This window comes from Pseudomonas sp. GW821-FHT04D07 (genome assembly GCF_059420225.1).
Genome location: NZ_JBWKTH010000003.1, coordinates 75367 through 96429, shown reverse-complemented (window position 1 = coordinate 96429; position 21063 = coordinate 75367). Strand labels below are relative to the sequence as shown.

Sequence of the window (21063 nt, the reverse complement as noted above, 5' to 3'; positions counted from 1 at the left end):
TAACCCGTGAACCAGTTTTCTGGCTTCTCTAATGAATCAAAGAGCGGCAGTGGCAATAAAACAAAGGTTGCAATCAGTTCTTGATGTTTTCCCAACGTTTGAGCAACTCGGTGTGGCTATCGGTCCAATCCTTGACCGCCTGCTCCATGGTCTTGCCATCCTTGACTTCAGCATTCATCGCGGTGATATCCGCAATGGGTACATACACGCTGGCCATCAGTTCGCGGACACGCGGATTGCCTTCGGCAAAGCCCTTGTGGCCAATCCAGTAGTAGCCCTGCAACGGCGGGAAAATGCCTTTGGGATCTTTCAGGAATTTAAGATTGAATTTCTTGGTCATCCAGGACGGATCCCAAACCGTTACGGCTACCCACTCTTTACGATCGACGGCCGATTTCAACGCCGCGGTCATGGCGGTGGTACTGCCCTCGACCAACTTGAGCTTGAGGTCATAGGCCTTAACCACATTGTTGGCATCGCTCATCAGCCCCGAGCCTGGCTCGATGCCGATAATCTTGCCGCCGAGTTTTTCCGAATTGGCATTCAGCTGGTCAATGGAGTCAATGTCCACATAGCTGGGTACCGCCAGGCCTTGGTAAAGGCCGAAGGAAACGGGCGATAATTTTTCGATCTTGTTCTTGTTTTTGTTCCAGTAATCGTTCGCTGCATAGTCCGTCTGCGACGCCAGGACCTGAACGTCACCCTTACTTAACGCAGCATAGGCAATGCCCCACTCGGCAAACTCCACAACTTTCACGGTATAGCCAGAATCTTCCAGCACCTTCTTGGTAATTCCCGTGATCGGCGTCAAATCCTCCCAAGTCATCGTCCCCATGGTGATGTTTTTTTCTTCGGCGTGAACGGGCAAACACATAACGCCAGCCACAGCGACAGCGCAGAATGCCTTCCAAATCTTTTTCATGGCGTACTCCGATCTACGGTTAAAACTAGAGATTAGGCTTTTATGAAATAAAAGCCGGTTGTTTGGAACCCTTTAGCCCTCTCGCCCTGCTCTCAGCGCCTGCCAATGAATGACTGAATTAACACCCAGCTTTGTGAGTAACTTGGGTGGCAGCCTACTTGGCCCCGGCGCTTGACTAAAACTTTCTAACATTCTGGAATTCGTACCCGTGGCCAAGTCGGCGGCCAGCACACCCGCCAGGGTGCTCTTCACCGTTCCCAAGCCGTTCTCGCAACAGGCCGAATACAGGTTTTCTTCTATTTCGCCAAAGGCAGGAGCGCTATTGCGGCTCAAACAGAGACGTCCAGCCCAACTAAATTCCAGCGGTGTCGATTTCAACTCGGGAAACCGCGCATCCAGGGAGTGCCGCTGTTCTTCAGCGACGGCCGCCACACGCCTGGATGTCACCTGAATGCTCGGGTCATAGGTGAACTTTGTCCGGATCACAATGCGCGAAAGACCCTGTGAGGTTATTTTCCGAACGGTCGCGCCCATGGGGTCGGCGGGCAACAACGCCCATTGATCCCTACCGCTGACGGGTCGTTCAAACTCTTCATGACTATAAGCCGCGGTCATCGATGCATAGGTAAACACATGCAACAGGCGACCTTGAAAATGGCCAAAGTCCTCGATATGGCCATTGACGGCGAGAATGACCTTGGGCGCGCTGATCACCCCACGGTGAGATTTCGCCCGCCAACTATTTCCCGACCTGGACAGCTCAATAATCGGTGAACGCTCATAAAGACTGATGTGCTTATCCAGGCCAAAGGCCAGATCCCTAATATATTGAGCGGGCTGAATCATTACCGCGCCAGGCGTGTAAAGCCCACTGTGGTAATAACGTGAGCCGGTGATCGCCTGCATCTGTTCGGCATCAAGTAGTTGGTATTGCTCGCCAATGCTTTTAAGCGACTGGGCATAGTTATCATTGAGCTTCACGCCCCGCTCCGTGGCCGCCGCATTGATCTTTCCAGACGGATCAAAAGTCTGCGCGGACATTCCGTATTCACGTGCCGCGTCAGCTGCAAAAGCGATGGCAAAGCGGTTCTGGGCGATTTCCAATGCGCTGGCAGACTCACCCGCCACCGAATACTCCCCGGATGAAAGACTGTGAGGCACATCGATCATGAACCCCGAGTTTCTGCCTGCCGGGCCCTTCGCGACTTCATGGGCATCCACGACCGCGATGCTATCGCCGGGATGCAGTTGTGAAAGTCGGCGAGCGGCGGAGAGGCCGGCAAAACCGGCACCAATAATCAGCCAATCCGCCGTCACGGTTCCATCAAGCATGCGGACAGGCACAGTGCGTGTGGAGATCGCCTCCCACCCTGAAACCCCGGTATCGACCGGAAGGCGCTTGATGGTGTGGGTGCTCATTTTTCGGTCTCTTCATCCGACCGATCAGACACATCGATCCAGATGGTTTTGATTTCGGTGTATTGATCGTGAGCAAAAATCGATTTGTCCCGACCGCCGAACCCCGACGCCTTGTAGCCACCAAAAGGCGTGGACGCATCGCCCTCGCCAAAGCAGTTCACGGTGACGATTCCGGCGCGAATCTCTCGCGACAGTTTGATTGCGCGTCGCAGGCTGCCGGTGTAAACCGATGCGGCCAGGCCATAGACCGTGTCATTGGCCAGGGCAATCGCTTCGGCGATCGTGTTGAACGTGGTGACCGAAAGAATCGGGCCAAAGATCTCTTCCTGGAACAAGCGGCTCTGGCGATCGACACCGTCAATCACTGTCGGCTCGACAAAGGCCCCCTCTTCAGTGCCGCCGCCGTACACAACCTCTAGTTTTCCAGCGGTGGCATGTTCGAGGTACGACTTCACTTTGGCGAAATGCTCGGGACTGACCAGTGCTCCGACACGGTTCTGCGGATCAAGGGGATCGCCCATTTTCCATTCGCGGATGTAGGCACCCATACGCTGCAGCAGCTCATCCTTCACCGACGCGTGGACAAGCAGACGCGAGGTCGCGGAACAGTTCTCGCCCATGTTCCAGAACGCGCCGTTGACGACATGCTGGGCAACCAGATCCAGGTCTTGCGCATCGTCCATCACCACAGCCGGATTTTTCCCGCCGCACTCGAGGACGATACGTTTCAGATTCGAATCGGCCGCGTAATGCAGGAACCGCCGACCGGTGGCGGTCGAGCCAGTGAAGCTGACCATGTCGACGTCGTGATGCAAGCCGATTGGCTCGCCGACATCCTTGCCGGTACCCGTGACAATGTTGAGCACACCGGCGGGGACGCCGGCCTCAAAGGCGAGCTGCGCGACCCGCAATGTCGTCAGCGTGGTCTGCTCCGCGGGTTTGACGATAACCGAGCAACCCGCGGCCAGCGCCGGGCCGATTTTCCAGGCCAGCATCAACAGCGGAAAGTTCCAGGGCAGCACGCAGCCGACCACGCCAATCGGCTCGCGAACAACCAGGGTCAGTGCGTCATTGCCCACTGGAGCGGTGTTGTCATAAATCTTGTCGATCAACTCCGCGTGCCAGCGCAGGGTGTGAATCGTATCCGGCACATCGACCAACTGACATTCACTGACGGGCTTGCCACTGTCGAGGCTCTCAAGCACGGCGAGTTCGTGTTGATGGTGTTCAAGCAGATTGGCGAATTTCAGGAGAACGGCTTTTCGCTCCCGGGGAGAAATCAATCTCCAGCGCCCGTCCGCAAATGCCTCTTTGGCGTTACTCACCGCATAATCGACATCTGCCGACGCGCAGGCGGCGACATCGGTCAGGTACTCACCGGTCGCCGGATTGGTCGTGGCGAACGTCTTGCCAGAAATCGCGGGTTTGAACGCGCCATTGATGAAGGCGTTGGCAGGGAACGAAATAGCCTTGGCGATGGCGGCATATTCAGCCTTGCTCAGAAGATCACCCATGGCTGGCTCCTGAAGCGATGCTTGCTACGTTGCGTTTCAACTCGGCGATGACCGATTTAAGCTTTTGCTTTTCTTCTGTATCGAGAGGCTGAAGCGGCAAACGCACGTCACCGACGTTCAGCCCGTCAAGCTCGCAACCATACTTGATCGACTGCACGAACTTGCCGGCATCCAATGCATTCATCAGCGGCATCATCGCCGACATGATCTGGCGGCCTTTGTCGAAGTCTTTCTCGATCACACAGGCTTGATAAAGTGCCACATGTTCCTTGGGCAGGAAGTTAGACCCGGCACACACCCAGCTTCTGGCGCCCCATGCAAAAAACTCCAGTGCTTGATCGTCCCACCCACAGGACATGGCAATCTGCGGGAATTTGCGCGCCAGCAGATGAACACGGCCCATGTCGCCGGAGCTTTCCTTGATCGCCACCACGTTTTTCGATTGGCTCACACAGGTGAGGTAATCTTCGTCCATCGACACGCACATGCGACCAGGGTAGTTGTAAAGCATGATCGGCAAATCGGCGGCGCGATCGATAGTCAGTGCGTGTATCGCGTTTTCCTGAGAAGTCGGCAGCGCGTACGGCGGAGAAGTGACGAGAATGGCGTCTGCTTGGATGGCTTTGGCATCCTTCGCGTACTGAACCGCCTCTTCAGTGCGAATGGCCCCGGTACTAATGATCAGTTGCACCCGCGTGCCGATGAGGTCTTTTGCGTAAGCGGCCAGTTCGGTGCGCTCTTCTGAAGTCTGCGCATAATATTCGCCAGTCGACCCGCCGATAATAATGCCGTGGACCTTCGCCTCGATCAGCGACTCCAAGACTTGCGAGTAGACACTCCAGTCTATTTCCCCATCCGGCTTGTAAGGCGTGATCGCTGGCGTATAAATACCTTCAAATTTCAAGACGATTTCTCCGGAAATGAATTGCGTGGAAGATCAACGAGCGCGTCCGCCTTGATGCCTTGCGGGGCGATAAAAATTTCCATGTTTTCTCGGGACAGCTCCCAATGTTCAAACACCAGATCAACGACGGCGCCTTCATCACGACGCTCAAGGGCCTCGATAAATAAATCATGGTGCCCCGCGGACAGCTCAAGACGTTCTTCCATGTCCTCGTTTTGAGGTCGGAAAAATGTATTGCCGATTCGCGAGTGATCAATGAGCAATCGTTCCAAACTGGGTTGGAGATATTGGTTGCCGGCCATTTCGCCCATGATCGCGTGAAAACGATTGTTCTCGACGACCATCGCCAATGCCTCCCTTGACGTGGTGGCCAGGCGGAACCGGTGCTGGGTGTCCTTCAGATCAATCAGTTGACGCGGCTTGAAATTTTGCACCGCCAGGCGGCCGATGGCCGCATACATCATCGGTGCAACCAGGAAGAAATTACGCAGGGTCGAGTGATTCATTGGAATCACCCGAGCACCGCGGTTTTCCCGAATATCGACATAACCTTCACCGGCCAAGCGGCGGAAGACTTCGCGTACGGGCGTTCGGGACAAGCCATAACGTTCGCTGAGAATGACTTCATCCAGCGCTTCGTCGGGATCCAGTTCCATTGTCAGAATTTGCCGTTTCAGGTCTTCGTAGAGACAAGTTTTGCCGTTTTTCACAAACGACCTCCTGAGGTAGTTTTGGGGTCAGGCGCGGCTGACCGATGAGTCGAGACTCGCATGGGTTTTAGAGACGGTCAATAGATTGTATTTTTATTGTATACACAGAAAACACATAATAAATTCGTGCTTTTCTAGAAAATTATCCTTTAGATTCATTAAGTTATAATCACGATCAATAAACGACAGCGTCGGTTACAGGAAAGAATCGAGTCGTTTTTGGAACGTTTTTTCCTAGACCATTCGATAATAGAGCTTATTGCCAAGCGCACTTTCGTGGAGCCGCGGTTGGCCCCATACGACACGCCAGGCAGCGTTTGCGACATGCCTTTGAACGCGCAAGGACCGCACTCACCTTACTGCCGTATCGGCCGGAACAGGATGGGTCGATCTTTGTAGTGCCCAGAGGTATCGTCCTGCTCCAACTCGATGCCTTCGAAATCAGCCAAGCCGACGCGAGCGACTCCCGGCGCCGCCGCTTGACACACATCGAATGCTCCTCTGTCGCGCGCTTGCGGCATCAGTTCTCCTTTCAGGATTCGCCATGATGGCTAGTGAAGAAACGAGCAAGAAGATCAAGGGCTACCGCCGGCTGATTCCGTCCATGACGGCGTTGATGGAGTTCGAGGCCGTCGCGCGGTTGAGCAGCTTCACACTGGCAGCACAAGAACTGGGCGTGACCCAGGCCGCCGTCAGCAAACAGGTCAAGTATCTGGAAGAAACCTTAGGTACCCGGTTATTCCATCGCCTACACCGTGCCATCAAATTAACCAGCGAGGGCTACGTGCTGTATTTGGTGGTCTCCGAATCCATGCAGCGCATGGCGAGCGTCTTCGACAAGATTTCCGAGGGCATGCCCGAACAGGAATTGGTGCTTGCCTGCACGGCGGCGTTTTCGCAACTGCGCATCCTGCCCAGGTTGGCCGCGTTGCGCCTGTCGCAACCCAAGCTGCAACTGCACCTGATTACACAGCCGCTCAATCCTGAGGTGAGCCGGCAGGATGTCGATATCGCCATTCGCTTCGGCAATGGAAAATGAGAAGACGGCACGTCGATTCTCCTGTTTGACGAAGAGGTTTTTCCGGTCTGTTCGCCAGCTTGGCTGAGCGCCCATCCCGCTCCCCTGTCGGTTGACGACTTCCTGCATTTGGATCTCATCGATTCAGAAACGACGCTGGAAGGCTGGATGACCTGGAACAGCTGGTTCAAGGAACTCGGGGAGAGTCGCCCAAAGATGAATTACAGCCTGCGTTGCAGCAGCTACAACGACACCGTGCAGGCGGCGCTACGGGGCTATGGCATCGCCTTGGGTTGGAGCCGGTTGCTGGGGCCGATGCTTCTCAGTGGTGAACTGGTTCGTATCACGCCCTATGTGGTGAAACCCAAGGATGCTTATTACCTGATTATCCCGAATGGTCGGGAAACAACCCCCTTAGTCCGAGCCCTGGTCGATTGGCTGCAAGATGAATCGGTATTAGCACACTGACCTAGAGGATAAAAACAAGGGCTGTTTATTTCGCATAACTTTTAGATATGCCCAGGTGAAAATAAAGCGTATTGACGCAAACCCACCCTCTTTCAATACTGGCCGCCACCTCATCTACCGATACTTTAGATCGATCCCGCGAGGCCATAATGACAACTGGCGAAAAATCCCAACAAGAACTTGTGAGCACCCGCGCAGCGGGTCATGGCATGCCGGGGGCATTGTTTGGCCGCCAGGATATCTTCGAAACCGACCTCGATATTTTTTTCAGCCAACATTGGATTCTGCTAGGTGTCACCGCCGACATTGCCGAACCCGGGGATGTTTCGACCATCGATATAGGCCCCGCCTCAATCATCCTCCTACGCGACGAAGATCAGCAGATACGTGCCTTTCGCAACGTCTGCCGCCATCGCGGAGCACGCCTGAAGCCAGCCGGCAAATCGACGGTCGGCCTGCTGGTTTGCCCTTACCATCAGTGGACTTATGCTCTTGATGGTAGCCTGAAGCACGCCGCGCACATGGGCAAGGCGTTCGATCCAACGTGTAAAAGTCTGATGGCTGTCCATACCAAAATTGTCGGCACGCATGTGTTCGTTTGCCTGGGCGATCAGCCTCCGGAAGACATTGCCTATCTGGAAGAAACGATGGCACCCCGGTTAGCCCGCTACCAACTCACCCACTCGAAGATTGCCTATGAGGCGGACGTCATCGAAGACGGCAACTGGAAGTTGGTCATCGAAAATAATCGCGAGTGTTATCACTGTTCAGCGACCCATCCGGAATTGACCGCCTCGTTCCTGCCGGAGGACTTCGGTTATTGCGCGGATGGACTGGGCGGAGAATCGCTGCGGGCGCTGGATGCCTATGCGCAACGCAATGCCGCGGCAAAACGCAACTGGGAAAACGATGGGTTTATCTGCGATGCGGTAGAGCATCTGGACGTTGACGCAGTCACCCAATTTCGCACGCAGCGACTGGTCATCGCCGGCCATGGCGAATCGCAAACGCTCGACACCCGGGTGGCGTGTACGCGCCTGTTCGGTGAGCTCAGCCGCCGCGACCTCGGCGACGTTCACCTGTGGACGCATAACTCCTGGAGCCACGTGATGAGCGATCACGCCGTGATCTCATACATCATCCCGCTCGCACCGGACAAAACCCTGGTGCGGACCAAGTGGCTGGTGAATGCGGATGCCATTGAGGGCGTGGACTACAACCTCGACAAGCTGACCGAAGTATGGAAAGCAACCAATCAGCAGGACGCCAACCTTGTCGCCATCGTTCACCGCGGCACCCAGGATCCCGGCTACTCGCCTGGGCCCTTCTCGGCGTTCACCGAGTCCTACGTTGATCAGTTCTCTCGCTGGTACGCCGCGCGGCTTGCCGCACAGACTGTGTGAGGAATGAGCATGAGCCGCCATGAAAAACCGCCGGTTAGCGCCGGCGCCGAATCCGCCCAGCGAGTCTTCACCCATCCTGACACCTGGAGCGCCTGCGGCGCACAGTGGAACAGCGGCGAAGGGCGTGGCGTCGACACGGATTGGGCCGGACCGATCGGCCGGCTGGATTTGACCTTGCTCAGCGAACAGGTGCCCGATTTCAGGGAGCGAGAAATCTTCACCTGTGGGCCACAAGGCTATATGGATGCGATCAGGACGCTACTCAAACAGGGGAGCTTTGATTTTCAGCATTATCACCAGGAAAGCTTCAATATCGCGGCGCTGGACGAGTCACCTGTTATTGAGCCGGTACCCGTCCTCAATCAGCAGGAAGGCTTGTTTACGGTCACGCTGTCCCGCTCAGGTAAAACCTTCAGCATGCCAGGTAACCAGACGGTACTGACGGCGGCGAAAAAGGCTGGTGCCATCGTCCCCTCCTCCTGCAGCCAAGGGGTTTGCGGCACCTGTAAAACAACCGTGCTGCAAGGTACGGTGGAGATGAACCACAACGGCGGCATCCGCCAGCGTGAAATCGACAAGGGACTGCGCTTGCTCTGCTGCAGTCGCCCGACGTCGGACCTTGTCATCGATTTGTAAACCCACCCCTTTTTCAATAGTCCGTTCAAACCAGCCAAATCAAAATCACTTTCCAGGTGAGTCCATTGACCTCGCGCGTAGAAAAGCCCATCGCTGGAGAGCTGAACGGGCATCTGGACACAACCTATGAACGTTTAGTGGCTATCCGTGGGCGGACTGCATGGCACCTGGGGCATCAAGCGGTCGGTTTCTTTTTTGACCACCGCGTAGCACTCGCAGCTCAGTTGCTCGAGTTTGGCCCTGTCCAGCACCTTGATATGACCGCGGCTGTATTCAATTACGCCCAGGCGTTGCAGCTTACCGGCGGCATCGGTTACGCCCTCTCGGCGTACACCGAGCATATTGGCAATCAACTCCTGGGTCATGGTCAGTTGATTGTCCTGCAGGCGATCGAGAGACAGCAGTAACCAGCGGCACAGTTGCTGATCAATGGAGTGGTGCCGGTTGCAGACTGCGGTCTGGGCCATCTGTGTAATCAGTGCCTGGGTGTAGCGCAGCATCAGTTGGAGCAGCTCCCCATGGCGATTGAACTCGTCCTTGAGGCGCTGGCCAGGCAACCGGAAGGCATGTCCGGCACTCTGGACAATGGCTCGGCTGGGGGTGCTTTCGCCGCCCATGAAAACGGCGATACCGATCAAACCTTCATTGCCAACCACTGAAATCTCCGCCGAAGCACCGTCTTCCATCACATACAGCAGGGAAACGATAGCGTCGGTGGGGAAATAGGCATGGCGCAGGGCATCGCCGGATTCGTAGAGCACCTTGCCCAACGGCAGGGTGATGAGTTCGAGATAGGGCAGCAGGCGCGCCAGCGCTTGCTCGGATAGAGCGGCCAGGAGATGGTTCTGCTGTGGTTTGGGAACATCGAACATATCCGCCACCGGTCAAGGAAAGGTGTTCCGAGGACTACAGATTAGACCAAACACGCCGATCAGTTGTCCCCATTCACGAGAGCATCCATTGCCGGCCATGCCTAGCGCATGATTCGCTTTCTCGAACTCCCAGTATTCGATTGGTGACCGTCAAGGAGAATGGCCTATCCCTCTTTCAGGTCCGGGAACCGGAGTTTCTGTACTGAAAGATATGACTATAGGCCGGTATCCGCAGGAGGCCCTGTACACCACCTCTTCATCTTCGAGGTTATCCCCCCTCTTATGAAATACGGCGGCGACGGCGGACCAGCCAGAAAACCAGTGCGAGAAAGACAACAATACCCAGCGCAATGCCCCCCTGAGCCAAGGCCGCCAGATGGGACTTCGCACCGCCAACACGTTGTTGCTCGACCTGCCCTACGCTCACACTGGCATCAGGATTACCGTAATGTTTGCTCAGGTAATTGGCCAGCGTCGCGATCTGCGGGTCAGTCAACACCCTGGCGAAACCAGGCATCCTGACATCCGAACCATCGCCTTTGCGATGAACCCCTTCGAGGATGACCATCACCAGGTTTTGGGTATTGCTGCGACCGACCGTCGTGTTATGCGACAAGGAAGGCAAGCCACCGTCGAAACTGCCCTGGGCTTGAGCCTGGTGGCAAGAAGCACAGTAGCCATCGTAAATTTGCGCCCCCGTCATCTTGTTCGGATCAGCCGGCAAGGCAATGCCACGCAGGCTGCTCAGCTCATCGGTTTTCTGACCCAGGGCATAGACCGGCTTATTGTCCGCAGCCTCACGCTGCGCAGGAACACTCTTGATGTAGAGGGCGATAGCTTTCAGATCGGAGTGGGTGAGGTATTGCAGGCTATTGTCGACCGCTTCGGCCATCGGCCCGGCCGCTTGCCCCTTACCCAAGCTCTCGCCGGTCTTCAGGTATTTGACCAATTCATCGGTATCCCAACCACCCACGCCACTGTTGGGGTCAGATGTAATGTTGGGGGCGTGCCATGTCCCGACTTCACCGCCGGCCAGCTCCTTCGAAGCAACCTCGGCCATCATCAGGTTGCGCGGCGAATGGCAGGCGCTGCAGTGGGTCAGGCCTTGAGTCAGGTAGGCGCCCCGATTCCACTCAACGCTTTGCGCAGGGTCGGCCTCGTAGGGCTGGCTATCGAGGAACAGCAGATTCCAGCCCGCCATCGACAAGCGAATGTTGAACGGAAATGGCAACTGGGTCGGCTTGACTGCCGTGTCAACGGCAACGATGTCGTTCATGAAATAGGCGTACATCGCCTTGACATCCTCATCGCTGATCTTGGCGTAGGAGGTATAAGGCATGGCCGGATACAGACGCTTGCCATCGGCGCGAATGCCCTTGCGCAGCGCATCACTGAATTGCTCCAGCGTGTAGTTGCCGATCCCGGCGGTTTTTGAGGGGGTGATGTTGGTGGCGATAATCTCGCCGATGGGTGTTGGCAACCCCAACCCACCGGCAAATGGCCTGCCTCCAGGGGCGCTGTGGCAGGCGACACAATCGCCGGCAGTGGAAAGGTACTTGCCACGCTGTATCAGCTCGCTGTCAGGCGTCGAAGCGCTGGCTTGCAGGGTGACGAGGCTCGTGGCCAAGATAACCAGGTGGCCAATGAGGTATTTATTCCAATTCATTGAAGGTCAGCCTCGCACTTGTTCGATCAATGAGCCCAAGGGCGATACGCGAGCAATGATGCGATCGGGCAGTATGTGCTGCGCGGTGCGCAGTGCCAGGGCGACACCCGTCAATGTCGAGTTCATGGTCGCCGCCGTCGGCATTACGCCGGTGCTGCAAATGAACAGGTTTTCATGATCGTGAGTCCGACCGAAGCTATCGCATACGGACGTTTTCGGGTCGGCCCCCATGCGCAGGGTGCCGGTGATGTGCTGGTTATTGGCGAAATTGCCCTCTGCGCTATAGCGCACATTGGTACCGCCCATGAGTTCGACGATGCGCGCAAAATCCTTGTGCGAAGCCTGCGCGCCACGCCGGGTATAATCGTCGATGGCGTAATGCGCCTGCGGTTTTGGAATGCCCAAAGCATCTTTCTGCGAGCTGAGAGTGATGCGATTTTCCGGGTTGGGCAACACTTCCAGAACATCCTTGAGGCTCATTTCGAACGCGGCACGGTGACGCAGTTGCTTCTCGAACTCCGGACCGTAGACACCGCTGGCGAGCAACGAGTCGGTTGCGCTATTGACTCGCGAAATATTGGTGAAATCCAGACGGTAAGGCGCGTGCTCTTTGCGAAAGTCACCGTCGCGCATCGTATTGATCGAGCTGGGGCTTTGTGGCCCACGGCCCAGCCACAACGCCTCATCGGCATCAAAGGTGACCGAGGTACTGGGGTGGTCCATCAGGTTGCGACCGACCATGCCGGAACTATTGGCCAGGCCATTGGGGTATTTGTCGCTGGCAGACAGCAGCAAAAGCTTGGGACTCTCGATGCCATTGGCGGCGAGGATGAAGGTCTTTCCAGTGACCCGATGGGACTTTTTATCCGGGTCGAAATAGTGAGCCGCTACAATGCGGCCCTTATCGTCGTGCTCGATGCGGTAGACCACCGCATTGATCTGCAATTTGACACCCGCATCCACCGCCGATTGAATCGCGATGCCGCCGTGGTACTGCGCATCAATCGGGCAAATCGGCTGGCAACTGTTATTGCCACAACAGGCCGGTCGCCCGGCGTAGCTGCGACTGTTACGTGCGGTTGTATTGCCCACCACCGCGTAAGTCGGGGCAAGCCGCTCACGAATGCGGCGCATGGCGTAGGGCTCGGTGACGGGGTCCATTGGAAATGGCTTGCTGCGCGGCGAGCCGGTATTTTCCGCGCCCGAAACGCCCCAGATTTCTTCCGCTTCCTGATAGAAAGGATCGAGCTCCTCATACGTCAGCGGCCAGTCGACACCCACGCCATACAAGCTGTGGATGCGCATATCGCCCGGTACCAAACGCCAGGCCTGAGCAGCCCAGTGCCAGGTCGTGCCACCGACGCCACGAATGTATTCCGCCGGATACGGATAGGGCCCGGCCTGCACCAGATAGCCGTTATCGACTGGTTTGTAGACTGGATGTGGTGCCCATTCCGAGCAGGTATAAGGTGACATCCAATCGCTTTTGCGCGTGGAATTGCGGAACGCCGCGACAATCCGTCCGCGCTCAATCGGCCCACCTGCTTCGAGAATCAGAACAGATACGCCCTGCTTCACCAGTTTCAACGCCGCCAGCGATCCACAGATCCCCGAGCCGATAACAACAATATCAGCCGATAGCTGGTCAGACATTTGGCACCTCTTCATTGGGTTTTTTTGCCCAGCTGCCATAAGGACCATAGGCATAGGTCGGCGGCTTGAGCACATCGGCGACAATCATGGCGTTCAGGGCATTTTCGTAGGCAAGACAGCGCGCATGCTCACCACTGCCCACGACGCCCATGAACCAGGCAGTGGCGATTTTTCGCGGAACAGCTGCCAATGGCGACTTTTCGTCATCGAGCATTTTTTGCAATGTCAGCGGGTCGCTCTTGCGTTCGTTGACCAGCGCCAGCAGGTCTTTGACAGCCCTGGCGAAGTTTGGATCGTCGGCAAGCAGTGCCCGGTACAGGTTTTTCGCCAGCTCACCGTCGAGGGTCTGGCGCCCGGCAATGATCGCCGACATGGCGACAAACGCACCTTGGTCGGCGCTGTCTACAGGTTCGGCCAACGCCCACGGAATCAACGAAGCGGTGTAGGCAGTCACCAGGCTCTTGAGCAGTGTCCGCCGGGAGGGCTTCATCGCATTGGAGCGCTTAGTCGTGTTCAGGCTACTCATGTCTTTATCCTGCGATAACTGGTCATTGACGGGGCGTCAGCACCCCAATTCGGTTGGGTATGCGACCTTTTAGAAAACGGTGTTGACGGTCAAACCGGCAACGAAAGCGTTGTCCACCTCGTACACGCCGCCTGGGTTGGCCAGGTATTGCAGGTTCGGCCGCACCATTAGCCAGTTCGTCAGTTTGAAGTCGTAGTGAATTTCCGCCGCGTATTCCGCGTGCTGGATGGGCTGATAGGCAGGGTCAGCATAGTCGATGAGATGGTTGGCCTGATCATGCAAACGTTGGTTCTTTGTCAGTGCCGGATTGACATGCAGCTCGCTGAGGCCAAAAGCGAGAGAATCCTGAGGGCGCGCATCAAATGGTCCGGCATAAATAGCCCCCACCTGAGCCTGCCAGTCGAGCGTGCTACTGTCCTTGTCGTACCCCGAATAGTGCGCGAACAGACTCAAACCACGTTTGGCATCACCGTCGACCGTAGTGACTTGCTGACGTGCGTAGGCGTACCAACCGTAACGGCCATCATGTACATCGGCAGGATGACCAGAGAGTTGTTTGTCGACACCGTTGTCATCCTTGAGCACATCGTTCGCGTCGGCTGAGTTCCAATACCCGCCAAACAGATACTTGCCGGCCATCCCTTCTGCGCCCAACGAAGGTGTCCAGCCCAGCTCCCCGACATAGGTCGTACCTTGCCGACCCGAGGTATTCAACTTAAAGCCGTTGTTGCTATCCAGCAGCGTCGGGTTGTACTCGTACGCGCCAACTTGGGCATAGACCTGAGGCGTTACATTGACCTTGATCCGTCCCCCCCACTGCCCGACCGGCGAGTTGAACCACACGGTAGACGCGTGACCGACCAGCCCGCCACACATCGAGTTGTTTTGGAACACACAGCCGGTCGAATCAAAATCACTGCCTATCGGCAACCGACCGGCCTTGATGTCGAGCACGTCATCGAAGAATTTCTGTTGATAGGCCAAAACTGTGATCCGCCACGTCTGACCGCGCCCGTAGTTTTCTTGCACGGAGGAGCCAATCGTGCCGGTACGTGAGTCCGCCAGCCGATCATTGGTCAGGTCCCGACCACTGCGTTCAGTGATCTGCAGTTGCAGATTCGCGGCGGGCACGCCCAGGATCTTCTGTAAATCAAGGGCGCCGCCGACATTGAACTGATCGGTGTAGCGTGCGCTATGATCGTGATCGTAGCCGCCACTGAGGTTGGCGGCGCTTTCCGACTGATAACTGAGTTGGAAGTCGTAACCCTTATCGAGTAGCGCTGTGCGAAGCCCCCCCCAGTCGCCGGTCATCCATCGGGAAGATGAAGAAAACATTTCTTCATCGGCATAAACCGCACAACTGAACCAACCCATCAAAAAGCAACTACCAACAATAACCTTATGGTGCATTTATCAGCTTTCCTGAGGATGGGAAGTCACTAAAACGGTTAGACGCACAAGCACGCCCCACGATATTCGCAAGATATATTCGAAGACTTGTAACGACAATTTATTAGGTTTCTATCTATGCCGTTATCGGCTTAAACGTTGATAGCAGAGCATTTCGTTCTGAATAACGCGCACTGATACCTGACTGACGCGATCAAAGTAATCCACAGACAGTAATAGATCAAATAAATGACAATTATTTGAGGTATAATTCTATCAAATAGGTCGAGACACCACCGCCGTAAAACCCCGGTGACAGTTGCTTCTTTGATGCTGCGTAGGAGTGTGTATGGATTTGTCCCAGGTTGATTTGAATCTGCTTGTCTCTCTGGAAATGTTGCTGCAGGAACGCAACGTGACCCGCGCAGCCCAACGACTGGATGTCAGCCAACCCGCCATGTCCGCGCAATTGGGGCGACTGCGGACGTTGTTCGACGATCCCTTGCTGTTACCCGCTGAAAGTGGTCGAGGCATGACCCCCACCGCCTTGGCATTAACCTTGGCGCTGCCCTTGAGCGCGGCACTCAAGGGGCTGGAGAAAGTCATCAATTTTCAACCGACCTTCGACCCCGGCAAGGACAGCCGTGAATTCAGCATCGCCATGAGTGACGATGCGATATTGGCCGTAGGCATAAAGCTTGTAGCGCGCCTGCAAGCGCTCGGTCCGCACAAATTACGACTGAACATGCATAGACCACAGCCTGACCATATAGCAACCGAGCTTGAACGCGGCGAAGTGGATCTGCTTATAGACCTGGATCGGATGATCCCCAGTAGCATGAAGGCCCGAACCCTGTATGAAGGAGGTTTTGTCATGGCCCAACGTCCGGGCCATCCACGTGGTACCGCGGCCTTGGATCTGGATACCTATTGCGATCTCGAACACCTATTGGTTTCCAGCGCGTCAGGCAACGCTCAAGGCTATATGGATGAATACCTGGCCAATCAGGGGCGCCAGCGCAGAGTGGTCATGAAGCTACCGCAACTATCACTGATCCCCAATCTGCTGCGCAGCAGTGACTATGTCTGTACATTACCAGCCATCCATTTCATTCAATTCGGTGGTGATTTAGAGCTCTACGATCTGCCTTTCATGGCCCCCAGCTTTAGCCTGCAATTGGCTTGGCATCCGCGTAATCATTTTGATCCCGCGGTGATATGGATGCGTGACTTTATCCAGCAGGCTGCAGGGCAGCTCGGGTAACTCATAGTCCATTAGTGCGTATTGAGCTGGCACAGCTGAAGATGGACTCGGTCCGGCATGGGGAATTGAGCGACCTGTTCATGCGCTGGTGTGGTGGCATCCGAGCTTGTCCCGCGAGGCTGCTCGAATGCCATGGATACACCAGCGGGTGACAAACCGACGCAGATCGTTGCCTGCAACGCCCAGCGGCGAATGTCTACGGTTAAGATTTTTCCGTATTGGGCACCAGGCACTCCCCAGGGAGATCAAAGATATATGCCGGGTAGACATCAGGTGAAATCGTATAGTCGAAGTAATCCGCAAGCGCGAGGCTGGTGCCGCCCTCTGCGATGGATGACGCCGATTCCATGAATGTCACAGGCCGGCTGTTGCTTCCATCCGAACCAGGGAACGGGCTATACCACGTCCAGAGGTAACGACCCTGTGGGTATTGACCCGAGGGTGGAAACAGTACCGAGACAATGTTGACTTGATTGCCAGGCGACAACGCAGGGTTATCCGCCACTGAGGCGTGAATCGTACCCTCCTCTCCCGGTATGCTTGCCCAGTACGGCGGTTCCTGCGCCAACCCCATATTCTGGCAAGAGAACACCAAAGGGGTGAGAACACCCTGAACTAAAATCTCCGACTGGTTGAAGATGTAACCAGACCCGGCATTCGGCGGCGGCGCGATACCGTTGGGCGATGCGCCGAACAGTAGCGCAATAGAAGTCTCATAGCCGGCTGTGGGGTTGTACTGGTACGACATCGCGGTCAACTGAGCCCGGTCAGATGCCACACGGTAAGACTCGTCAAGACTCCACTGGTAAAACACGCTGGTCGGCAACGGAAAGCTTGCAGAATTCACAGGTGTCATGAGCGTGGTCATATTGAAATGGTCATTCCAAAGCGGCAGCGCCTGGTTACCAGGATTGCCAACCTGAAATCCGGGAATCACTGGCGGGGCCCAAGTATCCACATTGGGATTATCGGTCGCCGCAAAGGCTGGGAAGTAGGTAAATGAAAAATTCTGGAAAAATGCCAACTGATTGGGGTCACCAACTTCAGGATTTCCTGGCGGCGCACCAAACATCATTCGAAACGGCAGCCCGCTGGACTGATCGAACCATATCCAGGTAGTAGCATTGGAATTCGGTACCGATTGCTTCCACCAATCCACCTCCTGCGCCTGCATCCAATTCAGATAGCTGGTCGCAAAGTAAGTTGGGCTTTGGGCACTGGAAAGCCACTGCGTACTAGGCAAAGACCACCCCATGTCAACGTCCGTCCAGGTTTCGCCCTCGTCCTGAGAGACCTGGGTGGCGGTCTGCGTAACCTTGTACCACCACGTTTGGCCATCCATGCCAACCACTTGGACAGACAGTATTTGCCCTTCTATATAGGTGATCGAAGCGACGCAAAGCTGAAAAAAAGGCGTGTTTTGTATCTCATCAGTGGGCGGCGGGCTATAGGGGTGCAAAAGCGCAGTGCACGCCCAAGAAGATGGCAGGGTTGGTGGTTCAGGGTCTGTTTTGAAAGACAGTTGCGAAGCCTTGATTGCCGATAACGCGGATCGAACGTCGTATTTCGCTTCCATCTTCGCCACTCCATGGTGAGTTACACATCGCTCGTGAGCATAGTATGTCTTTTAGCCATCACGGATATTTTTTGGCTTTACCCACAAAAAAGATTCGATGAGCACGGCACACAGACCGTCGGGCCTTCATCACTACTACGCATGACTTCGTCTCTGCATTGCGCATCGGCACAGGGCAAAGGCTTAAACCTGCTCATTCAGCATGGCGGCGGCCGGATGGGTTCCGACGAGGACCGGGTTATTGCGGATTAGCCAAAACATTTATGGAGTCCAGAGGGCCCAGGAATTCCAGAAGAGCGATATGGTGCTAGATGAGCAAGCGCTCAGCGTCAGCGGCTCACGGGCGGTGAGCTTGGTCTGCCGATAGCGCGGCAATCATCGAGGGTCATTCTCCCAGGTAGGCTTTCTGGACTTGTTCGTTGTGCAGCAGCTCTTGGGACTCACCTTCCAGCGCAATGCGCCCGCCATCGATCACATAGGCACGCTGGCAGGTTTGCAGGGCCAGCTTGGCATTCTGCTCGACCAGCAACAAGGTCACCCCGCCCTTGACCACCTCACGAATAGTCTCGAAGATCTTCTGCACGATAATCGGCGCCAACCCCATTGACGGCTCATCGAGCAACAACAACTTGGGCTTGCCCATCAGGGCACGGGAGATTGCCAGCATCTGCTGCTCGCCACCGGACATGGTCCCGGCCAGTTGGAACGCGCGCTCTTTGAGGCGCGGAAAAATACCGAACATGCGCTCGATATCGGCCTGGATCGCGGTCTTGCCATCGGTGCGCGAGAAGGCGCCCATTTCCAGATTCTCGTAGACCGTCAGCTTGGGGAAAATACCCCGCCCTTCCGGTACCAGCGCCAGCCCTTCGCGGATAAGGTCGTAGCCCTTGATCTTCGCGTGCGCCTTGCCGTCGAAGGTGATCTGCCCGCCCACCGGGGTCAGCAGCCCCGCCAGGGTCTTGAGGGTGGTGGTCTTGCCGGCGCCATTGGCCCCGATCAAGGCCACCATTTCGCCTTCGCCGACATGAAAGTTCAGACCTCTGATCGCCTGGATGGCGCCATAGGAAACCTGCAGTTCGCTCACTTCAAGAATGCGTTTCATGTTCAAGCCACCGTCTCCGTACCCAAATAGGCCTCGATCACCCGAGGGTCTCTCTGCACCTGCGCCGGCAAGCCATCGGCAATCTTCTTGCCGAACTCCAGGACGGTAACGTGGTCGCACAAGCCCATGACCAGCTTCACATCGTGTTCGATCAACAGCACGGTCTTGCCGTCCGCCTTCATTTTGCACATCAGTTGGCGCAGGCCTTCGGTCTCCGACGCATTCATGCCGGCAGCGGGTTCATCGAGTGCCACCAGCAAAGGCTCGGTGGCCAGCGCACGAGCGATTTCCAGGCGACGCTGGTGGCCATAGGAAAGATTTTTCGCCAACTCGCCAGCGAAGCGGCCGATGCCGACATAGTTCAACCAATAGTGGGCAGCCTCGTGTATCTCCCGCTCCTCCTGGACACAGCGCCGGGTCCGCAGGATCGCGCCGAACACACCACTGCGGGTCCGTACGTGACGGCCGATCATGACGTTTTCCAGGGCCGTCATATTGTGGAACAGGCGAATGTTCTGGAAGGTGCGCGAGATCCCCGCCTCCACCACCTTGTGCGGCTTGCTGATTCGCAATGGCTTGCCGTCAAACGTCACCTTGCCCTCTTCGGCGCGATACAAACCAGTGAGCACGTTGAACAGGGTGGTCTTGCCGGCGCCATTAGGACCGAGCAAACCGCGGATTTCACCGCGCTTGATACTCAAGTCAATGTTGTGCAGCGCCTGCAGGCCACCGAAGAATTTGCTGACCGAACGCAGCTCCAGCAGTACATCGCTCATACCTTGTCCGCCTCTTTGAACATGAGATCTTGCGGGGTTGCTTCCAGATGCGTCGCCGTGCTGTCGAGCACGACCTCAGGCACCACTGGCTCCGGGTCAACATCATGCAACTCGGCCCGCCGCCGCTGTGACGGCCACAACCCCTCGGGACGGAAACGCATCACCAGGATGAGTGCCAGGCCGAACACCAGCATGCGCAAGGTCGAGGCATCGAGGATGTTGCGCAAGACATCACGACCGATAAAGGTGACATGGTCCATGACGAAGGGCTGCGCCCAATTGACCAGGTCGCGGAACACCTCGGGCATGATCGACAGGATCAAGGCCCCCAGCACGACCCCGCGAATCGAGCCCATGCCCCCCAGCACCACCATGGCCAACACCATGATCGACTCCATCAGAGTGAAGGACTCGGGGCTGACAAAGCCCTGGTAGGCGGAAAACAGCGCGCCGGACACCCCGCCGAAGGTGGCGCCCATGGCAAAGGCCAGCAGTTTGAGGTTGCGCCTGTTCAAGCCCATGGCCTCGGCGGCCACCTCATCTTCGCGCAGCGCCATCCAGGCACGACCGATCCGTGAGACTTCCAGGCGCTTGGACAGGATGATCGACAGGATCACCACCGCCAGGAAGAACAGGTAATAGCTGATCACCGGCGAGACCTGCAAGCCGAAGAGGCTCCATTTCACTTGCAACGACAGCAGGGTCTGGGGCGTCTCACCCACCGCATGGGACCAGGCCGCGCCGTCGATATGCAGGGGGGCAATTCCGCTGATGCCCTGGGGACCGTTGGTGATATTTACCGGTTGGTCCAGGTTGTTCATGAAGATACGGATGATCTCACCGAACCCCAGGGTGACGATCGCCAGATAATCGCCACGCAGCTTGAGCACCGGCGCACCGACCAACACCCCGCAAATGGCGGCAAGCACCGCCGCCAGCGGAATGATGATCCAGATCGGCCAGTTGAGCACGCCCGCGGTCAGGCCAACCATGTTCAGGTGTGGCGAGGACAGTAGCGCGTACAGATAGGCGCCTATGGCATAGAAACCGATGTACCCCATATCCAGCAGGCCGGCATAGCCAATGACGATATTCAGCCCCAACGCCAACAGCACATAGAGCATGGCGAAGCCGAGAATGCGCACCCAGGTAGGCCCGAGGAACGGTACGGCGTCCACCAGGAAGGGCAATGCGACAAAGGCCAGAATCAACAAGGCGTATTGTGCGTAGTGGTTTTTCATGTTG

General features: G+C 56.3%; 16 protein-coding genes and 2 pseudogenes. 4 read left to right on the top strand and 14 right to left on the bottom strand.

Annotated features, from left to right (window positions below; genetic code table 11):
• Window positions 1-73: 73 nt before the first annotated feature.
• The 5 genes from AC07T0_RS06425 to AC07T0_RS06405 form a co-directional block, all read right to left on the bottom strand.
• Window positions 74-922 (bottom strand): glycine betaine ABC transporter substrate-binding protein, encoded by an 849-nt coding sequence (locus tag AC07T0_RS06425; RefSeq protein ID WP_495000379.1) that lies wholly within the window; start codon window positions 920-922, stop codon window positions 74-76.
• 72 nt (window positions 923-994) lie between these two features.
• Complete coding sequence (locus AC07T0_RS06420) at window positions 995-2341, bottom strand: NAD(P)/FAD-dependent oxidoreductase (RefSeq protein ID WP_495000378.1); 1347 nt, start codon at window positions 2339-2341, stop codon at window positions 995-997.
• Window positions 2338-3855 (bottom strand): aldehyde dehydrogenase, encoded by a 1518-nt coding sequence (locus tag AC07T0_RS06415; RefSeq protein ID WP_495000377.1) that lies wholly within the window; start codon window positions 3853-3855, stop codon window positions 2338-2340. The genes AC07T0_RS06420 and AC07T0_RS06415 overlap by 4 nt, the downstream gene beginning before the upstream one ends.
• Window positions 3848-4759 carry a dihydrodipicolinate synthase family protein gene (locus tag AC07T0_RS06410; RefSeq protein WP_495000376.1) on the bottom strand — a complete coding sequence of 304 codons (912 nt, stop codon included), beginning with the start codon at window positions 4757-4759 and terminating at the stop codon, window positions 3848-3850. The genes AC07T0_RS06415 and AC07T0_RS06410 overlap by 8 nt, the downstream gene beginning before the upstream one ends.
• Window positions 4756-5469 (bottom strand): FCD domain-containing protein, encoded by a 714-nt coding sequence (locus AC07T0_RS06405; RefSeq protein ID WP_177103715.1) that lies wholly within the window; start codon window positions 5467-5469, stop codon window positions 4756-4758. Before AC07T0_RS06405 ends, AC07T0_RS06410 begins: the two co-directional genes overlap by 4 nt.
• 547 nt (window positions 5470-6016) lie before the next feature.
• Here AC07T0_RS06405 and AC07T0_RS06400 point away from each other — a divergent pair.
• From AC07T0_RS06400 to AC07T0_RS06390, 3 genes and pseudogenes are all read left to right on the top strand, one after another.
• Window positions 6017-6955 (top strand): annotated as a pseudogene (locus tag AC07T0_RS06400) (LysR substrate-binding domain-containing protein).
• A gap of 149 nt (window positions 6956-7104) precedes the next feature.
• A complete protein-coding gene (locus AC07T0_RS06395; protein WP_495000375.1) occupies window positions 7105-8358 on the top strand; it encodes an aromatic ring-hydroxylating oxygenase subunit alpha in 1254 nt (417 codons plus the stop codon).
• Between the two features lie 117 nt (window positions 8359-8475).
• A pseudogene (locus tag AC07T0_RS06390) lies at window positions 8476-8994 on the top strand (2Fe-2S iron-sulfur cluster-binding protein); the annotation flags it as partial.
• Between the two features lie 134 nt (window positions 8995-9128).
• Here AC07T0_RS06390 and AC07T0_RS06385 read toward each other — a convergent pair.
• The 5 genes from AC07T0_RS06385 to AC07T0_RS06365 all read right to left on the bottom strand — a co-directional run bounded on the left by AC07T0_RS06385 (window position 9129) and on the right by AC07T0_RS06365 (window position 15121).
• Complete coding sequence (locus tag AC07T0_RS06385) at window positions 9129-9866, bottom strand: Crp/Fnr family transcriptional regulator (protein WP_495000374.1); 738 nt, start codon at window positions 9864-9866, stop codon at window positions 9129-9131.
• 280 nt (window positions 9867-10146) lie between these two features.
• Window positions 10147-11532 carry a c-type cytochrome gene (locus AC07T0_RS06380; protein WP_495000373.1) on the bottom strand — a complete coding sequence of 462 codons (1386 nt, stop codon included), beginning with the start codon at window positions 11530-11532 and terminating at the stop codon, window positions 10147-10149.
• Window positions 11533-11538: 6 nt separating this feature from the next.
• The gene (locus AC07T0_RS06375) at window positions 11539-13185 is read right to left on the bottom strand and encodes a GMC family oxidoreductase (RefSeq protein WP_495000549.1); all 1647 of its coding nucleotides are present in this window, start codon (window positions 13183-13185) and stop codon (window positions 11539-11541) included.
• Window positions 13178-13711 carry a sugar dehydrogenase complex small subunit gene (locus AC07T0_RS06370; RefSeq protein ID WP_495000372.1) on the bottom strand — a complete coding sequence of 178 codons (534 nt, stop codon included), beginning with the start codon at window positions 13709-13711 and terminating at the stop codon, window positions 13178-13180. Before AC07T0_RS06370 ends, AC07T0_RS06375 begins: the two co-directional genes overlap by 8 nt.
• Before the next feature lie 69 nt (window positions 13712-13780).
• The gene (locus tag AC07T0_RS06365) at window positions 13781-15121 is read right to left on the bottom strand and encodes a carbohydrate porin (RefSeq protein WP_495000371.1); all 1341 of its coding nucleotides are present in this window, start codon (window positions 15119-15121) and stop codon (window positions 13781-13783) included.
• A 328-nt stretch (window positions 15122-15449) separates the two neighbouring features.
• Between AC07T0_RS06365 and AC07T0_RS06360 the strand changes: the two genes are divergently transcribed.
• Window positions 15450-16364 carry a LysR family transcriptional regulator gene (locus AC07T0_RS06360; protein WP_495000370.1) on the top strand — a complete coding sequence of 305 codons (915 nt, stop codon included), beginning with the start codon at window positions 15450-15452 and terminating at the stop codon, window positions 16362-16364.
• Window positions 16365-16566: 202 nt separating this feature from the next.
• On the opposite strand, the gene AC07T0_RS06355 is transcribed toward AC07T0_RS06360, so the two are convergent.
• The 4 genes from AC07T0_RS06355 to AC07T0_RS06340 form a co-directional block, all read right to left on the bottom strand.
• Complete coding sequence (locus AC07T0_RS06355) at window positions 16567-17940, bottom strand: hypothetical protein (protein WP_495000369.1); 1374 nt, start codon at window positions 17938-17940, stop codon at window positions 16567-16569.
• 385 nt (window positions 17941-18325) lie between these two features.
• Window positions 18326-19042: an ABC transporter ATP-binding protein gene (locus AC07T0_RS06350; protein WP_495000368.1), complete on the bottom strand. Its 717-nt coding sequence runs from the start codon at window positions 19040-19042 to the stop codon at window positions 18326-18328.
• A gap of 2 nt (window positions 19043-19044) precedes the next feature.
• On the bottom strand, window positions 19045-19818 hold the full coding sequence (locus AC07T0_RS06345; RefSeq protein ID WP_495000367.1) for an ABC transporter ATP-binding protein: 774 nt from the start codon (window positions 19816-19818) through the stop codon (window positions 19045-19047).
• Entirely contained in the window at window positions 19815-21059 is a 1245-nt protein-coding gene (locus AC07T0_RS06340) for an ABC transporter permease subunit (protein ID WP_495000366.1), read from the bottom strand. The genes AC07T0_RS06345 and AC07T0_RS06340 overlap by 4 nt, the downstream gene beginning before the upstream one ends.
• Window positions 21060-21063 lie beyond the last annotated feature (4 nt).